The organism is Paenibacillus sp. FSL H7-0756 (assembly GCF_038006765.1).
In the GTDB taxonomy this organism is placed as follows: Bacteria; Bacillota; Bacilli; order Paenibacillales; family Paenibacillaceae; genus Paenibacillus_AQ.
In genome coordinates, this window is the sequence record NZ_JBBOVT010000002.1 from 1,986,803 (window position 1) to 2,002,124 (window position 15,322).

Sequence of the window (15,322 nt, forward strand, 5' to 3'; positions counted from 1 at the left end):
CTGTACGTTTAAGCTTCGTACAGCTTTCACTTCACATGCCGGCCTATATGGCAATCTAGTCCGCGACCACACCATCTTCACCGAAGGATTTGACGGCAGCTGCTTTAACTGCATCATACATCTCTTGCGGGGTAATCTCATCGGCAAGCAATGCCTGCAGTTTAGGAATAATCACTTCTGTTTCAATTTTGAGCGCTTCAGCAGCCTGCTCCGTAGGAATATCTGTACGGGCCGGGAGTGCTTTGGCCATCATCGCTTTCCCTGCAGCAACGTTGTCTTCGTTACGCGGGAACTTTTCAAGCACTTCTGCTTTACGTGCAGACTCGGTAATTGGTGTTAAGAACAGCTCATTACTATAGTTGGCAGCAATCGAACCGGAAGACAGGAAATTCACCGCCAGGGCAATATTTTTGATATGTTCTTCTGAAGGCTCTTTTTTACCACGGAGTGCGATATAACCATCTACTATGGAAGTAGGGATATAATCGGCACCGTTGAAGGTTGGTACAGGAAGTGAAATGTAATCCACTTCGATCGAATCCGCAACAGCTGATCCATCGTTCGCTTTAATTTTCTCATTGTTCAGACGGGCGGAGTTTTCAAATGCCGACAAGCCTTTACCGGTGATCATCGTTTGGCCGGTCAGAAACATATTCCAGCGTTTGCCGGCATCGATGGAGCTTAACTCTTTAGGCATAGAACCATCGTCGATCATTTCACGGATCGCTGTCAGCAGGCCCAGGAATTTTTTGCTTGTATACGTGTATTTGAGGTCCTTGTCGAAGTAATCCGGCAGACCCGCAGTTTTAGCAAGAATAGCCAGGTAATCTTTAGAAGTTACACCGGAGGTCGCGAATACGAAACCGTAACGGCTGGTTTCACCTTTATCATTTTTTACTACGCCTTTTGCAATAGCTTTCCGGAACTCATCATAGGTCCAGCCGTTTTGCTGAATACTCTTCCAGTCAATTCCGGCTTCTTCAAGGAATTGTTTATTACCGCCGATGGTGTGGATTTCCATATACGCGGGCAGGCCGTACTGGGCATCACCCAATTGAAAATACTTCATTGGAACTTCGTCATAATCCGCCTTAACTTCGTCAGACAGGACTGGGTTCAGATCGATTAGTACATCTAGTGCTGCATATTTCGAAAGTCCGGATGCACCGATCCAGGCAATATCCGGAGGGGAGCCTGCATTGACTTGTGTATCCAGCTTTTGTGTCATATCTTCCCAGCTCGCCGGTTCGATTTTCAGCGTCAAATTAGGATGCAGTGCATTAAATTCTTTTTCCATATCAGCAAACCGGGCCTGGTAATTAGCCGATACCGGAGGTAATAATGCAGTTATTGTATCTTTTCCCGCACCGCTGCTGCCTGTGCTTCCGGAATTTGCAGAATCCGCAGTGTTATTTGCGTTCCCTCCACAGGCGGATAATAGCGACATCATCATGATTGCTGACAAAAGCAGCGTTGAACCATTTCTTTTTTTCATCGATAGCAGCCTCCTCAATTTTCTAATTCAATGATAGGATCGCTTGTTTCAGGCGTCCTCCATTTGCTTCAAGCGCTTCTTCTGCGGCCTTTGCATCTAACCCCGTTTTAATCATCATGATGGCCAGCTTACAATTCATTCCTGCTTTTTCAAGTGTCTCTGAGGCGGCTTGGGTCTCTACCCCTGTCGTATTCATAATAATGCGGAGGGAGCGGTCTATCAGCTTGAAATTGCTGGCTTTTAAATCAACCATTAAGTTGTTATAAGTTTTCCCTAATTTGACCATAGTACATGTTGTCAGCATATTAAGCACCAGCTTTTGAGCCGTTCCCGCTTTTAACCGGGTCGAGCCGCTAATGACCTCCGGTCCTACAACAGGTGAAATACAAATATCTGCAATGGGTTCAAACTTGGAGTCCTTGTTGTTGCACACACCGATGGTAGCTGCCCCAAGCTCCTTCGCCTTCGCCAAAGCTGCAATCACAAACTTGGCACTCCCGCTTGCCGAAATGCCGATAACTACATCCTGCTCTGTCACCCCGATGCTTTCGACTAATGAGATCCCTTCCTCCTCATCGTCTTCACAGCCTTCAACCGCATTCCGTAAAGCAATATCACCCCCAGCGATATATCCTTGTACCAGGGAAGGATCTGTACCAAAGGTAGGAGGACATTCGGAAGCATCCAAAACACCCAATCTTCCGGATGTGCCGGCTCCTATGTAAAACATTCTCCCGCCGGCAGACAGCCTGTTGTGCAGAATATCTACCGCCCTTGCAATCTGCGGAATTTCGTTAGCGACGGCTGCGGAGACCAGAGCATCCTGCTGATTCATTAACTGGACCATTTGTTCAGTTGTACATTCATCAATCATCAGGGTGTCCGGATTCACGGCTTCTGTAGTTAATCCCGCAAGGTAGTCATTCATAGTCATCCTCCTTCTTTTTAAATATAAATTACATATATCTAACAAATGATGTTAGAATACCATACATTTATTAATTTTTATACTAATATATATTCCTAAAACCGTCAATAGATTTTGAAATAAAATTTTATTTATGAATATTATTCCGATTTTTTATTTCAGTGACTCGTATAATCAGTTATATCACATTTATAAAGCGCTTACAATATACAATTTTCACTTTTGTCAAACGTTATTATCACTCCTTCTGCCGTATTCTTGAAAAACGAGTCATTAGTTTCGCCAAAATCAAACGTTTTATGATGTAGATAATCTGACATGGCAAAGGGAATAAAAAAAAGGGGATGTCCCATAAGCCATGAAATGGCTGGAACACCCCTTGATTTGGAGTTGGATGAACGTTTGCGCTCGGTGAGGACGCTCCGCGAACGAAACGTTGTTCCAATCGCTGTGCTCTCCAGATTTTTTTCATTCCCCTTAGCGGTGAAAATCCGGAGACCAAGGCGAGCGCTATCGCTTTTCCACAATCGTTCCGTCCTCTCCGCTGTTTAAGCAGGAAACGACTCGTCTATCCTTAAAAAGAAACAAAACCGCCGAATGATGGAGCCGGAAAGCGTATTTGGACAACTGAAGAACAACCGGGGCTAGTATACTTTCGGGATAGCCCCTTCCTCCAAATCCATGCGCTTCCCAGAATTTAATATCTGAGTTTTTTCTTCAAAATATTATGGGTATTGGTTAAAGACGTTTTTACCTGCTCGTATTCTGCACTGGCAACCCCGGCAAACAGGATGTCGATGATCGTCAGCATAGCAATACGCGAGCCCATGGCACCACTGCGGATCGTTATTTCAGGGGTAGATATGCTAAGAACAATATCCGCCCGCACTGCAAGCTCGCTTTTGTTGTACCGGGTAACTGCAATACATGTCGCTTTATTCTTCTGGGCAATGATCAGGGCGTCAATAATATCACTGGTTGCACCAGAGTTAGAAATAAAAATGGCAACATCATCTTTGCCGAGCAAGGTTGCTGCAGTAAGCTGGCTATGGCCGTCCGTATAAGCATGACACATCTTGTTAATGCGTGAGAATTTCTGTTCCCCGTCCATACACACGATTCCCGAGGCCCCTATGCCAAAGAAAACAATTCTTTTGCTATGGCACAGCACTTCTACTGCTCTTGCAATCTCTTTCCGGTCAACCACACTAAGTGTGTCCTCAATGGATTTCATGTTATTGAGTGAAATATTTGAAATAATGGTCGAGAGATCATCACCCGGCTGTATATCTGTATATTGGGCCTTTGCATCCTCATCGCGGGAACCCAAAGAAGCTGATATACTCACAATAAAATTGCGGTATCCGCTGTAGCCCATTGTTTTACAGAACCGCAGGACCGAGGCATCACTTGTTTTACTCGATTGGGCTAATTCTTTAATGGACAAATGGGGAATCTCTTCCTTGTTCTCCAGAATATAATCCCCGACCAGCCGTTCAACCGGAGTAAAGCTTTCCCTCATTTCACGAATCTTGATTAATATATTGTCATTTAAATTCATAATCTACCTACTCAAGATTTAATGAATATCATAGATATTATCATAAACAATACAGGCGGCCTATTTCAATAGCAAAACCATATTGGCACACCTAATTCTTATTATCAATCAGATCTAACCAATCAAAAAAAGCTCCTGAACCGTCAAAAGGACTGATTCAAGAGCTTATTCATTCTTACGGTAATGCGGTCAAGAGGACTCGAACCTCCACGATATTGCTACCACTGGCACCTGAAGCCAGCGCGTCTGCCAATTCCGCCATGACCGCATATTCAGTTGACTAACTTTCGCAGTCACAAGATAGATCTTACCATGCCAGAATTATGGAGTCAAGTTTATTTTATTGTAAATTGCTATCCATAAATTGCAAGTAAAATATTGCTTTTATTTGCGGATTCGGTGTATAATGAGAACAAAGGTTCGCATACTATAAATGAGGTGATTTATAATGGCGATTACCAAGAGACACCCCCTAAATACACCAACAATCCCTGAGAATATAACCAAAGATGAATTGTCCCTGGTCAGAAGCTATCTGTTGCTAACGTTTATTCATAAAGTATTTGAACGGGACTGCCGCGCCATCGGCAAGAGCGGTCTGTTCAAGACTCCCCAGCTCTACATGGAGCTGGTATCCAGCGCTACCAAGAAGACATCCCTGATGCTGCAGGAGGTTACCCGCGAGCTTACCGCGAACCAGCTCAAGATCAACACTGTGCGCCAGGATCAGCGCGGAGTTACCGCCGAGTATAACTGCCGGGGCTATGTTGGCGAGATCCATATTCTATGGCCCGGCTTCCGTAATGAGATGATGCAGCGTATGCGCGCCTACCTCGGACTGGGTGCCGAGCTTGCCTCCATTATTCCCCGGGAAGAACAAGCCGAACAGTTGGCCATGACCATCTAAGCTGCCCTTGTGGTGGAATGTACTGCTGACATGAAGAGCCTCGTCCTTTTGCGGACGAGGCTCTTGGTGCGGGTGCAGAACAATATATGATACGTTGATGGTGAGCGGCGGTTTTTCGATTACATTGGCCCAAGCAGCAACCCGGCCCCTTCCTGCCGTTCACCGGTTCAACGCCTGAGGGAACTTACTTCAAGACCTTCTCCAGCTGCTTCGCCCCGGCCTCCGGGAACAGCTTGGCCGTATGCTCCATGATCCGCTCCCTGGATGCCTCGGGCTGATCGCTGTAACGTGAAGTCACATAGTCTGCTCCGAATACATGCTCGCTCACAGCATAACGGCCGATTCCCCAGCCGTAGGGACGGCCATGCTTGTCCTGCTTATACTCGAATTTGCTGGCTGTAATGTAGGTCTGCATCTGCAGCAGCGTCATGGCTGTGTCGAAGCCTTTGGCACCTTTGGCCGCGAAGCCGGACAGCGCTTTGAGGTCACTGGAGAGTAGTCCTGCCTCATGCTCCAGCAGCACATCCATGATTCGTTTGCTGGCCATGGAGGCCAGTCCGTCATCATATCTGGCATCGAAATCATAACCGTCCCGGCGGTAATTGGCGAAGTCCGGATACCATTCTCTGCTGATGAACCCGGCCTTCTTGTTAAAAAGCTTCGCATAAGCGATCTCGCCCCCGGCCGCAATCTCCTCGCGCCATTCCCACGGGCCGATTACATCCTTCACGAACCAGTAGCCCGCAGGTGTGCATTCCTCCAGAGAGAAGCCTGCGATCTCACAGCGGAACAAGGGCAGGTACCCGATATCCCGCACCAGCACAGCCAGTTCCCCGGCGTTCTTAATAACCGGCAGCTTCATGATTGCCCTCCTGGGCGGTAGGTCCAGCCCCCGTCTCCGTGGTAGATCATCTGCTTGCCCATCCCGCCATCGATTGTAATATTCTCGCCCGTGATGAATCCCGCGGCCTCACTGCACAGGAACAGCACCATAGCCGCGATATCTGCCGGAGTTCCGACCCGTCCCGCAGGATGCTGCAGCCGGTCCGGCTCTGTATGAACCGGTTCCGGCGTTTCCTCCGTACCGTGATAAGCCGTAGTGTCAATCCAGCCCGGGCTGATGGCATTCACCCTAGCCTTACCGGCCAGACTTACACTAAGGGCGTGGGTCAAAGCACCAATCCCGCCTTTGGCGGCAGTATAGCTCTCGGTATCCGGCTGCGACATCCGCTCCCGGCTGGAGGAGATATTCACAATAGAGGCTCCTTGGGTAAAATACGGCTTAAGCCGCAGCGTCAGATAATAAGGCGCTGTCACTCCGATCCGCTGCACGTACTCGAAATCCTCATAGCTGCACTCGGACAACAAGCCTTTTTTGCTGGTACAGGCATTGTTAATCAGGTAATCCACCTGTCCGTAGCGGCTGATTACCTGTGCGGTGAAATCATCCAGCACGGACTGCTGCGCAATATCGCCCGCATAGAAGAACAGCCGCTCTGTGCCATACCGTTCCTCCAGCCAGCGTCCGGCTGCTGCATCCGTATCGATACAGGCAACCATTGCTCCGGCCTTCAGGAATTTCTCGGTGAGACAGCGTCCGATTCCGCCCGCGCCGCCGGTGACTACCGCTATTTTATTATGATGACTCATCGTGGCCTCCGTTCTCCGCTTATTCTGAGGTATAGGCTTCCGGTCTGGGCTCGCTCACCGGCTGATACAAGTATCTCCGGTCCAGCTTCACCACATGCTTGTTCGGACGCCGGATCATCACCTGAGTCTCGTCCCAGGCCAGCACGATCCCTCTGATATCATTGCTCGCCAGTCCGTCGCGCACGACTCTTACCCGCTCACCGGAAATCCGGTAGGCATCTAGTTGTTCATCACTGATCATAGTATTTTTGCTCCCCTCTCTGTGCTTAGCTTGTCCAAATTCAACTCTGAATCCGGTCATGAAAAAGACCCAAATGAGAATCATCCGGGTCTAGTTATCTTTCAAAAGCAATCTGTATGTCTTATGAAGTTCCTATATCAGCGCTTCATTCTTCTCAAACCAGAAGTCAAGAACTTTAGCGGACATCACACGTTGTTCCAGATATTCGACCTGATGCTCTGTGAATGTCTGTCTCCAGCTGAACGACAGCTCTTCACACAAACTTGTGATTGTCAAAAGCTCTGACCAAGCAACATAACGTTTGTACCAGAAAAACTGAGGATGTTCGATCATATAGGGATACAAATCGTCGAACTCCGTGTGTTTGCAATCCAGCGCACGTTCGAAGTGATCCTTAGCCTCGGTTAGTTTATCAATAAAAAATTGCTCTGTCACCGGTTCATTCCCCATTGTGACGCCTCCTCTCTCATGTCTAATTTTTATTATAAAGGAAAACTTATAGGGTGAAAAGCAGATGTTTAAAAAATAGGCTGTGTTCCTGTTATTGTCACTTCCACCTTATCCAAAAACAATCGTCCCGTCATTAAGAGAGGTAATATCAACAAGGGATTCCAGACGGATTCCCTGTTCGCGGATCGTGCGTGCACCGGCCTGGAAGCTTTTTTCGACCACTACGCCAAGGCCCACCAGCTCGGCTCCTGAACGCTGGATAATCTTAATCAGGCCGCGGGCCGCGTCGCCGTTGGCGATAATGTCATCGATGAAGAGGATTTTGTCATCCTCCGAGATGAACTGGCGGGACAGCATGATGTCTGTAACAATTCCTTTGGTAAAAGATGGAACCCGTTCACACAGAGCGTCGGGATCAGCCAGCAGCGTTTTTTTGCGGCGGGCAAACACCAGCGGCACCTTCATCTCATAAGCGGTGGCAAATGCCACGGCAATCCCCGAGGATTCCACAGTCACTACGCGAGTCACTCCAGCCTCAGCAAATCTGCGGGCAAATTCCCGTCCCATTTCCATCGTAAGCATCGGATCGACCTGGTGGTTAAGCAGTCCGTCCAGCTTCAGCACCTGATCCGAGACGACTACGCCTTCCTCCAATATCCGCTGTTTCAATAATTCCATAATTGTAAGCCTCCATTACCCTTTATAGACGTTTCACCGAAATCGCACCTGTTCGTCCAGGCGGAAGTCATGTCCCTCTGTTCCTCATCATAACCTGTACTATGCGGACTACACAAGGCTATATCCTTGCAGGCCCCGCGATTATAAACTTCGCAGCATTCATAAGGAGGCTAAGCATGAAGTCACATGTCCGCACATTACAGATCGCGTTCACTTATATTGGCACCATTGTAGGCGCCGGATTCGCTACCGGCCAGGAAATCCTCCGTTTTTTCACCAGGTACGGACACTGGGCGCTGCTGACGATTCTATTCTCTGCCGCTCTCTTTATCTGGCTGGGCACCAAAATGATGATCATCGCCCGGAAAATCTCTGCGGACTCGTATGAGGATTTCAACCGCCACCTGTTCGGAGCCAAGGCCGGGACCATCATCAGCCTGTTCACCATGATTATTCTGATCGGGGTGAACAGCATCATGCTCGCAGGCGCCGGGGCGATCTTCAAGGAGCATCTCGGCCTTCCCTATCAGGCGGGGCTGCTTCTGACGATCCTTGGATCATACTTGCTCCTGAAGCGCGGTATTTCCGGCATTCTGCAGATCAACAGCCTGGTGGTGCCCCTGATGCTTACTTTGTCGCTAATCCTTGTCTGTAATACGCTGGGCGTTGCGGGAGCCGAACGCTTCCTCTTCCTGCCCACCGATTACAGCAGCATCAACGCCTGGATCTCTCCGCTGCTCTATACCTCGTTCAACCTTGGCATGGCTCAGGCTGTACTCGTTCCGCTGGCCCGCCATACGGATGACGAACGTGCGCTGGTGCGCGGCGGTATTCTGGGCGGAGCGGGTATCGGGTTCATGCTGCTGGCGGCTCATTTTGCCATGAGCTCGCAGATGCCGGGCATCCTGCAGTTCGAGATTCCGATGGGAAGCATCGCCGTCCGGCTGGGTCCGGTGGTGCAGATGATTTTTCTGCTGCTGATCTTCATGGAAATCTTCAGCACCTTTGTTGCGGGAATCTACGGGGTAAGCGTACAGCTCCAGCAGCGGCTCCCGGTTGCCCCTGCGCTTGTCGCCCCGCTGCTGATGCTGATCTGCTATGTGTTCAGCCAATTCGGCTTCAGCTCACTGCTGGGCATCTTCTACCCGATTTTCGGCGCGCTGTGTCTGATATGGGTGATCATGCTGGTGCGCTCCCCCATGTCTCCGCCGCCAGGACAGGGGAAGCCACCGGCAGGAGGGGCGGGCGGCAAAAAGCAGGGAATCACGATTGTCAGCATCAAGCCTGCCATCCGGACTACACGGAAATAACTGCTGCTGCAGGAATGATGCCCGCCACTGCTTCGGCGACATGACGGTGGCAGGTCATCATGACGATCTGCCGGGAAGCCGACAGCTCGCCAAGCAGAGCCAGGGCCGCTTGAAGCCGGTGTTCATCGAAATTAACGAAGAGATCATCGAAGAACATCGGCAAATTGACCTTGCTGCTCATCGTTTCTGCCAGTGCCAGCCGGATCGCCAGATACAGCTGCTCTGCGGTTCCCCGGCTGAGCAGTCCGCTGTCCAGCAGTCCGGCATCCTTGTGTTCAGCCTTCAGCTCTTTGTGCCCCAGTGTCATCACGATCCGGCGGTATTCCCCGTACGTGAGCTTCGAGAAGTACAAGGAGGCGAGCTGCAGCACCTGAGGCTGCTTCTCCTGTTCATAGATTCTGCGCGTCCGCCCCATCAGCTCGGCCGCCAGCGCCGTTACCGCATATTGCCCGGCCAGATTACGCAGTGACGCCCGCTGCTCCTCCAGCTGCTGGAGGGCAGTATCTTCCTTGCCTCGCTCTGTCAACGCTTCCCGTTCCTGCAGCAGCTTGCCGCGCTGCTCAAGCAGCATGCTCCGCTCCTCTTCAAGCTCGGCCGCCGCTTCTTCCGCAGCCTGATGCTCCTGCTCAAGCCGCCCGGCATCCAGATGCTCCAGCAGACTCAGCAGCTCCGCCCGGCCTTCATCATCCCATCCGCTGAACATCGCCAGCTCCGCTTGACGCACGAACCGCGTAACCTCTATCCGTCTCAGCCACGCAGAGGAACGGCGCAGGAACTCCTCTCCGTTCTCAGCACTGCCTTCCTCCAGCAGCTTCGAGCACCGCAGGTTCAATTCCGCCTGCTCCCTGTGATTCGCTGCCAGCTCCTCCCGGACTTCAGCCAGCCGCACCTCCACACTCTCTCTGCGTAGCAGCTCAGCCCTCAGCTGATCCCACTCCCGCTTCCGCAGCTCCAGCCAGGTTAAGAGGGCGGCTGGGGTAGGGTGACCAGGAGCAGCTGGAGTTGCGGGTGCGTATTGGGCAGTAGGATCGGTGGCGGGTAGGCGGTGCTGTGCAGCAAACGGAGCAGCCGGTACCGATTGCTGATCAGCTACAAAAGGAATTGGAGCTGGCCGTCCGGTCTCCGCAGCCGTAAACAGCTTCAGCCCTTCCTGCTCATAGAGCGCACATTCCTCAGCCAGTCCGCTAAGCCGCGCAGACCATTTGGCCTCCTGGCACAGCAGCTCATGGCCCTGCTCTGCCAGGGCGAAGATATCCGGCAGGCCGTCCGGCGACAGCCCTTCGGGGAGTCTCCGCTGACGCAGCCATGCTTCGTAGCGTGCCGCCAGCTCCGTGAAGCGGGCCTCCGCTTCCTCCAGCTCGCCGGTCAGCACCTGCTCCTGTCCGCTCAGCTGCGCAAGCTCCGTCCGGCAGGCCTCGGCCTCAGCCGCCTGCCGGTCAACGCGCTGGCGCCAGGTGCCCCAGGCCTCCATCAGCCGGCGCAGCTCGCGCATCCCGGCCTCCAGCCCGCCTGCGTCAGGGCTGGCGGCCTTAGGGCCGCTCTCCCGCTCCGCGCCGGAGAGCAACAGCCCGCGCAGCCGCAGCATCTCCGCTGCGGCCTTGCCCGCTTCCCCGCCGCCGGGCTCCGGCGGGGACCCCGCCGCCCCCGCTGCGCGCAGGGCGGCCCATAGCCACAGGTCCGCTGCGGCCAGCAGGCCGAGCGCGGACCATACGCTGACCGGCGGTGCGCCGGTCAGCCACAGCGCAGGCGGCAGCAGCAGCGTAAGCGCTGCGCCCGCCTGCAGGAAGCGCCGGTAGCGTACCGCCCGGCGCCCGTTGTCGCCGGGGCGGCTGCCCCCGGCGGTATCCCTGCGGCGCGGAGCTGACGCGCCGCCTTCCGGGCCGAGCTGCGCTTCGCGCCAGCGCTCGGCGGCCTGCTGCAGCTCGTCCCAGAGCTGCACCAGTTCACGCGGGCTGCGCGGTGCCAGGCCCGCGAAGTCCGCTGCGCCGCTGGCGTGCTCCTGCGCCAGCAGGCGCTCGGCCGCCTGCAGCGCAGCAGCGGCGGCGGCCTTGCGGGCGCGGAGGCTCAGCAGCTCCGCGCCCCGGGTCTCCATTTGCCGGTCATATCCGGCAAAGGAGGCGGCGTAACGCCGCGCGGCCTCCCGGTCCGCGGCGGCCGGTGTGAAGCCCGCAAGCTCTGCGGTATCCCAGCCTGCGCCAATGCTGCGCAGCAGGCGTTGCAGCTGCTCCCGCAGAGCCGCAAGCTCCGCCTGAATCCGCTGCTGCTCCGCCCGCTTGTCCTCATAGCTGCTGCGGCTGCGGTCCAGCGCTTCGAGCGCAGGCCCCTGCTCTGCAAGCAGAGGATCAGGCGGCTTCGCCGCAAGCTCTGCGGTAAGCTCTGCCGTAAGCCGTTCCAGCCGGAACGCTGCACCCTGCAAGCTGCGCAGATCGGCTGTAAGCGACCTCCAGCGTTCCGCCCCGTTATCCGGGAACGATGCAATCACAGGCAGCTCCTCCAGCTCCAGCCGGCCTTCGCTCCATTTCAGCCACAGCTCCCGGATGTCCTGCGCCTTGTGCAGCTTCATCAGCCTTGCACCGGCGAGCCCGCGGTCCAGCTTCATCTGCTCCAGCTTCTGCTCCGCTGCTTCCAGAGCCAGGGTATTCCCGTTATATCTCGGCAGATAAGAGCGGCTCTCCGCTACCTCCTGCTCCAGCTTCCCGATAGACTGTAGAATCCTGGCCGCCTCCTGGACCTTGCCTCGCGGCTTGTAGAGCTTCTCGGCCTCCTGGACCAGACGCTTCTCGGCCCGCATAATCTCCCCGCCGCCGCCCATCCCGGCATGGAACAGGTAGCTGCTCATTTCCCCGGACTGCAAGGCACCCAGCTCCTGCAGCTCGTCAAGCGAGACAGCGAACAGCTGGCGGAACATGCTCCGGGAGATGCCGCCAAGCAGACGCCGCTCCAGCTCCGCCTGATTCAGCTCCTCCGTGCGGCCATCCGGATGGAGGAGTGCAATATGCAGCTTCTCCGCTCTGCCCGGCCCCGCGCCGCCGGAAGCATACCGGCGGATGGTCCATAATGCGCCGGACTCATCCCTTGCTTCCAGAACTCCGCCGTGCGTCCCTCCTTGCAGCGGCTCGTACCGTTCAGCCGGATTCCCCCGGCCGGGGATGCCGTACAGCATGGCACGGATGAACTGCAGGGTCGTGCTTTTACCAGCCTCGTTGCGTCCGAACAGAACCGTGACCCCTTCATTCAGTCCAATCTCCCGCTGAGCCAGCCTTCCGTAGCCGCCGATCCGCAATGAATCGATCTTCATCCCTCTACCTCCCGGTCTTGCTGTCCATCACTATCTCCGGTATCCCCGGCAGTGTTCTTACTCATCACCCATCCGTCAGCATCCGCCGGCGCATTTTCCCACGCCCGTCCAGTCCCTTCCAGCCCTGCTCCATTGCCCTCAACAGAATACACCTTGCCTTCTTCCGCAGTATTCAGCGGCGTCCCTCCGGACTCTTCCAGTCCGCTCAGCAGAGTGATTCCCAGCTCTGTTGCACCTCTCAGCCATTCCTGCTTCTCTTCGGCTCCTACGGATAATAGCAGCCTGCGCAGCTCCTGGTTCTCCATCAGCGGTCTCAGCGCAGTAGCGACCAGCTCGTCCAGCTCTGCGGCATTCCCGCTACTGTGCCCGGCAAGCCGTAGCATTTCACCCAGGAAGCTGTCCTCCAGAAGCAAGTGCTCCCGGTCAACCGCAAGTCCCGTTTCAATGGAGAAGCCTTCCGTCCAGACCAAGCCCGCGTATTCTTTGCGCACCGCGCGCACAGTTTCCCGCCGCTGGAGCTCGGTGAGCAGATCATCTGCCGCCCCCTTTTCAGCCAGCACCTTATGTATATCCCCCCGCCCGGTCAGGCGGAATCTGACCACAGACATCATCTGCGGAGTCTCTCTGCGGATATCCTCCACTGCATTCTCTACAGCCAGGGTCCACTCTGCCTCGTCAGTGAGTCCTTCAATCGAGAGCTCGCGGACCTGCCAGCGTACACTGTCCAGTTCATGGAAATCCAGCCGGACTGCACCCTCTGCACTGACATCAACCGTATAGCAGCCCTTTGGCCCGGTCTCCTTAATGCTTCTTCCTTGAATGTTGCCCGGATAGACGATAGGCGGATGCTCATGCAGAATACTCCGCTTATGAATATGCCCCAGCGCCCAATAGTCATAGCCCCTGCCGATCAGATCTTTCCGGGTGCATGGGGAGTAAGTCTCATGCTGGAGATCCCCGTCCACATTGCCGTGCAGCAGGGCGATGTGGAACAGGCTGCTGCCCGGCTGGCGGCTGAAGCGCAGAGCTGTATTCTCTGTCACTTTGGAGGTCGGGTAGGAGATGCCGCTGATCACAGCTACCTCCTTCCCGTCCACCCGGCGGCGGGCGGTAACGCGTTCCGGCTCACTGCCGCCGAATACCGTAACATGGGCAGGCGGTGCTGAGCTAAGGCGCGGGCCGTCCAGCGGATCATGGTTACCGTGGATCAGGAATACCTGAATTCCGTGGTGTCCGAGTTCCTCCAGAGCCTCCCGGAACCGGAGCTGCCCTTGAAGCGATGCATCCGAGACATCGTAGACATCGCCGCTAATGACCACGAAATCTACCTTTTGCAGGGTGGCTACGCCAACAAGCCGCCCGAGGGCGGCGAAGGTGGACTCCCGGAGATAGGAGCGGATATCCGGCGGGAGATGAGACAGACCGGCGAACCGGCTGTCCAGATGCAGATCCGCAGCATGCAGGAAACGAAAAGGAATCATAGCCTCACCCCTTCATTCCCGGCTGGAACTGCAGATAGGTTTTCTTCAGTTCATTGGCTACACGGGTCAGGGAATAGAGGCTTTTTGCTTTATCCCAAGCCGAGCGCGACAGCTCATAGCGGTAACCGGGGTCCGTGATTACTTTTTCCAGAGCATCTGCCAGTCCCAGCTCATCATCCGGATTCACCAGCAGCCCGTTCACCCCGTCCTCAATTTGCTCGGGAATGCCGCCCACATTGGTCCCGACCAGCGCCAGACAGCTCAGCGCAGCCTCGGCAAATACCGAACCGAACGCCTCCGCCCGCGATGGCAATACGAAGATATCGAAGAACGGCATGAATTCCTCAGGATGCAGCGTATAGCCGTAAAAAATAGTCTCATTATATATACCCAGCTCCTGCGCAAGCTTCTCCAGCTCCGCCCGGCTCGGTCCGTCCCCGATAATATGCAGCACATATTCATGCCCCCGCTTCTTCAGCTCGGCACAGGCCTTGAACAGAATATCGATGCCTTTGGCCGGCACCAGGCGGGTAACCGTGACCAACTGCGGGATGTCATTCTCATGCGGGACAGGCTTGAACCGCTTCTCGTCGAACCCGTTCGGGATCACTCCGATGCTGTCCGGCCGCTCAATATAAGGAGTCATATAATCGGCAAAAGCACGCGAAACCGTCATCAGCCGGTCACTCACATGCTCCAGCTCCCGGTAAATGGCGACCAGGAACTGATGCTCAATCCCCCCCTCGCGGATCAACCCGTTCAGAATCAATTCACGCTCATAGCTGGAGTGCAGCGTCTGAATCAAGGGCACATCAGGATAAATTCTCTTCATCGCCAGCCCTGCAATCGGATGATGGGCATGGATCAGATCATAATTTTTGCTCATGCGCAGCTTGGTCCACCAGATGTAATCCCGGTAGGTCTGAATGTATTTTTGTACAACCGGACTTTCGCCGTACACGGTCCAATCAAAGGTCTCGAAGACGATGTCTTCGCGTCCCTTGCCCCGGATGCGCTTGGGCAGCCAGAACAAATCCATCTCCCAGCGGCTCGAGCGGAAGCGTTCCTGCAGATAAGGGATCATAGAAGATACACCACCGGGCTGCTCCGGCGGGAAGAATAGCGCTTGCAGCAAGTTCATATTGGTACATCTCCCTTTACAATTGCCCTATTTACGGTGAAAGCCGGCAATTATGATATAGTTGTGTATATGTACAATAATAAATACGGGTATAGCTACAGGTATAGGTACGCTAAGGTTCCATATCCTAATTTTATCGGTATCCACCCGAAACAGCAACTAAGATGACAGCTTTACTTATC

Annotated in this window: 13 protein-coding genes and 1 tRNA gene; 2 read left to right on the plus strand and 12 right to left on the minus strand. The window is 54.1% G+C overall.

Annotation, left to right across the window (positions count from 1 at the left end):
• Positions 1 to 55: 55 nt before the first annotated feature.
• The 4 genes from NST04_RS25210 to NST04_RS25225 all read right to left on the minus strand — a co-directional run bounded on the left by NST04_RS25210 (position 56) and on the right by NST04_RS25225 (position 4,252).
• Entirely contained in the window at positions 56 to 1,495 is a 1,440-nt protein-coding gene (locus tag NST04_RS25210; protein ID WP_341186669.1) for an ABC transporter substrate-binding protein, read from the minus strand.
• A gap of 22 nt (positions 1,496 to 1,517) precedes the next feature.
• The gene (gene murQ / locus NST04_RS25215) at positions 1,518 to 2,423 is read right to left on the minus strand and encodes an N-acetylmuramic acid 6-phosphate etherase (RefSeq protein WP_341186670.1); all 906 of its coding nucleotides are present in this window, start codon (positions 2,421 to 2,423) and stop codon (positions 1,518 to 1,520) included.
• A 697-nt stretch (positions 2,424 to 3,120) separates the two neighbouring features.
• Positions 3,121 to 3,984, minus strand: coding sequence for a MurR/RpiR family transcriptional regulator (locus NST04_RS25220; RefSeq protein WP_341186671.1), 864 nt, complete (start codon positions 3,982 to 3,984; stop codon positions 3,121 to 3,123).
• A 184-nt stretch (positions 3,985 to 4,168) separates the two neighbouring features.
• A tRNA-Leu gene (locus NST04_RS25225) sits at positions 4,169 to 4,252 on the minus strand.
• Positions 4,253 to 4,432: 180 nt separating this feature from the next.
• Here NST04_RS25225 and NST04_RS25230 point away from each other — a divergent pair.
• Complete coding sequence (locus tag NST04_RS25230) at positions 4,433 to 4,891, plus strand: hypothetical protein (RefSeq protein WP_341186672.1); 459 nt, start codon at positions 4,433 to 4,435, stop codon at positions 4,889 to 4,891.
• Positions 4,892 to 5,075: 184 nt separating this feature from the next.
• Here the strand turns inward: NST04_RS25230 and NST04_RS25235 are convergent, their stop codons facing one another.
• The 5 genes from NST04_RS25235 to NST04_RS25255 form a co-directional block, all read right to left on the minus strand.
• Positions 5,076 to 5,753, minus strand: a complete 678-nt coding sequence (locus NST04_RS25235) for an AlkZ-related protein (protein WP_341186673.1) — start codon at positions 5,751 to 5,753, stop codon at positions 5,076 to 5,078.
• Positions 5,750 to 6,541, minus strand: a complete 792-nt coding sequence (locus tag NST04_RS25240) for an SDR family oxidoreductase (RefSeq protein WP_341186674.1) — start codon at positions 6,539 to 6,541, stop codon at positions 5,750 to 5,752. Before NST04_RS25240 ends, NST04_RS25235 begins: the two co-directional genes overlap by 4 nt.
• Positions 6,542 to 6,560: 19 nt before the next feature.
• A complete protein-coding gene (locus NST04_RS25245; protein WP_036695680.1) occupies positions 6,561 to 6,782 on the minus strand; it encodes a hypothetical protein in 222 nt (73 codons plus the stop codon).
• Positions 6,783 to 6,914: 132 nt separating this feature from the next.
• Complete coding sequence (locus tag NST04_RS25250; RefSeq protein WP_340754713.1) at positions 6,915 to 7,232, minus strand: hypothetical protein; 318 nt, start codon at positions 7,230 to 7,232, stop codon at positions 6,915 to 6,917.
• Positions 7,233 to 7,340: 108 nt separating this feature from the next.
• The gene (locus tag NST04_RS25255) at positions 7,341 to 7,910 is read right to left on the minus strand and encodes a xanthine phosphoribosyltransferase (protein WP_036725092.1); all 570 of its coding nucleotides are present in this window, start codon (positions 7,908 to 7,910) and stop codon (positions 7,341 to 7,343) included.
• 176 nt (positions 7,911 to 8,086) lie between these two features.
• Between NST04_RS25255 and NST04_RS25260 the strand changes: the two genes are divergently transcribed.
• Positions 8,087 to 9,220, plus strand: coding sequence for a YkvI family membrane protein (locus tag NST04_RS25260; protein ID WP_341186675.1), 1,134 nt, complete (start codon positions 8,087 to 8,089; stop codon positions 9,218 to 9,220).
• Here the strand turns inward: NST04_RS25260 and NST04_RS25265 are convergent.
• Genes NST04_RS25265 through NST04_RS25275 form a run of 3 tightly spaced genes read right to left on the minus strand, consistent with a single transcriptional unit; the run spans position 9,207 to position 15,140 of the window.
• Positions 9,207 to 12,518 carry an AAA family ATPase gene (locus tag NST04_RS25265; protein WP_341186676.1) on the minus strand — a complete coding sequence of 1,104 codons (3,312 nt, stop codon included), beginning with the start codon at positions 12,516 to 12,518 and terminating at the stop codon, positions 9,207 to 9,209. The two genes, NST04_RS25260 and NST04_RS25265, sit on opposite strands and share 14 nt — an antisense overlap.
• A complete protein-coding gene (locus NST04_RS25270; protein WP_341186677.1) occupies positions 12,515 to 13,999 on the minus strand; it encodes a metallophosphoesterase family protein in 1,485 nt (494 codons plus the stop codon). Before NST04_RS25270 ends, NST04_RS25265 begins: the two co-directional genes overlap by 4 nt.
• A 4-nt stretch (positions 14,000 to 14,003) precedes the next feature.
• Positions 14,004 to 15,140 carry a glycosyltransferase family 4 protein gene (locus NST04_RS25275; RefSeq protein ID WP_341186678.1) on the minus strand — a complete coding sequence of 379 codons (1,137 nt, stop codon included), beginning with the start codon at positions 15,138 to 15,140 and terminating at the stop codon, positions 14,004 to 14,006.
• Between the last annotated feature and the right edge of the window lie 182 nt (positions 15,141 to 15,322).

What these genes read in the sequence shown, in the direction of transcription:
- NST04_RS25210 (WP_341186669.1), bottom strand. Translation starts at nt 1,495, where the DNA reads ATGAAAAAAAGAAATGGTTCAACGCTGCTTTTGTCAGCAATCATGATG.
- murQ (WP_341186670.1), bottom strand. Translation starts at nt 2,423, where the DNA reads ATGAATGACTACCTTGCGGGATTAACTACAGAAGCCGTGAATCCGGAC.
- NST04_RS25220 (WP_341186671.1), bottom strand. Translation starts at nt 3,984, where the DNA reads ATGAATTTAAATGACAATATATTAATCAAGATTCGTGAAATGAGGGAA.
- NST04_RS25230 (WP_341186672.1), top strand. Translation starts at nt 4,433, where the DNA reads ATGGCGATTACCAAGAGACACCCCCTAAATACACCAACAATCCCTGAG.
- NST04_RS25235 (WP_341186673.1), bottom strand. Translation starts at nt 5,753, where the DNA reads ATGAAGCTGCCGGTTATTAAGAACGCCGGGGAACTGGCTGTGCTGGTG.
- NST04_RS25240 (WP_341186674.1), bottom strand. Translation starts at nt 6,541, where the DNA reads ATGAGTCATCATAATAAAATAGCGGTAGTCACCGGCGGCGCGGGCGGA.
- NST04_RS25245 (WP_036695680.1), bottom strand. Translation starts at nt 6,782, where the DNA reads ATGATCAGTGATGAACAACTAGATGCCTACCGGATTTCCGGTGAGCGG.
- NST04_RS25250 (WP_340754713.1), bottom strand. Translation starts at nt 7,232, where the DNA reads ATGGGGAATGAACCGGTGACAGAGCAATTTTTTATTGATAAACTAACC.
- NST04_RS25255 (WP_036725092.1), bottom strand. Translation starts at nt 7,910, where the DNA reads ATGGAATTATTGAAACAGCGGATATTGGAGGAAGGCGTAGTCGTCTCG.
- NST04_RS25260 (WP_341186675.1), top strand. Translation starts at nt 8,087, where the DNA reads ATGAAGTCACATGTCCGCACATTACAGATCGCGTTCACTTATATTGGC.
- NST04_RS25265 (WP_341186676.1), bottom strand. Translation starts at nt 12,518, where the DNA reads ATGAAGATCGATTCATTGCGGATCGGCGGCTACGGAAGGCTGGCTCAG.
- NST04_RS25270 (WP_341186677.1), bottom strand. Translation starts at nt 13,999, where the DNA reads ATGATTCCTTTTCGTTTCCTGCATGCTGCGGATCTGCATCTGGACAGC.
- NST04_RS25275 (WP_341186678.1), bottom strand. Translation starts at nt 15,140, where the DNA reads ATGAACTTGCTGCAAGCGCTATTCTTCCCGCCGGAGCAGCCCGGTGGT.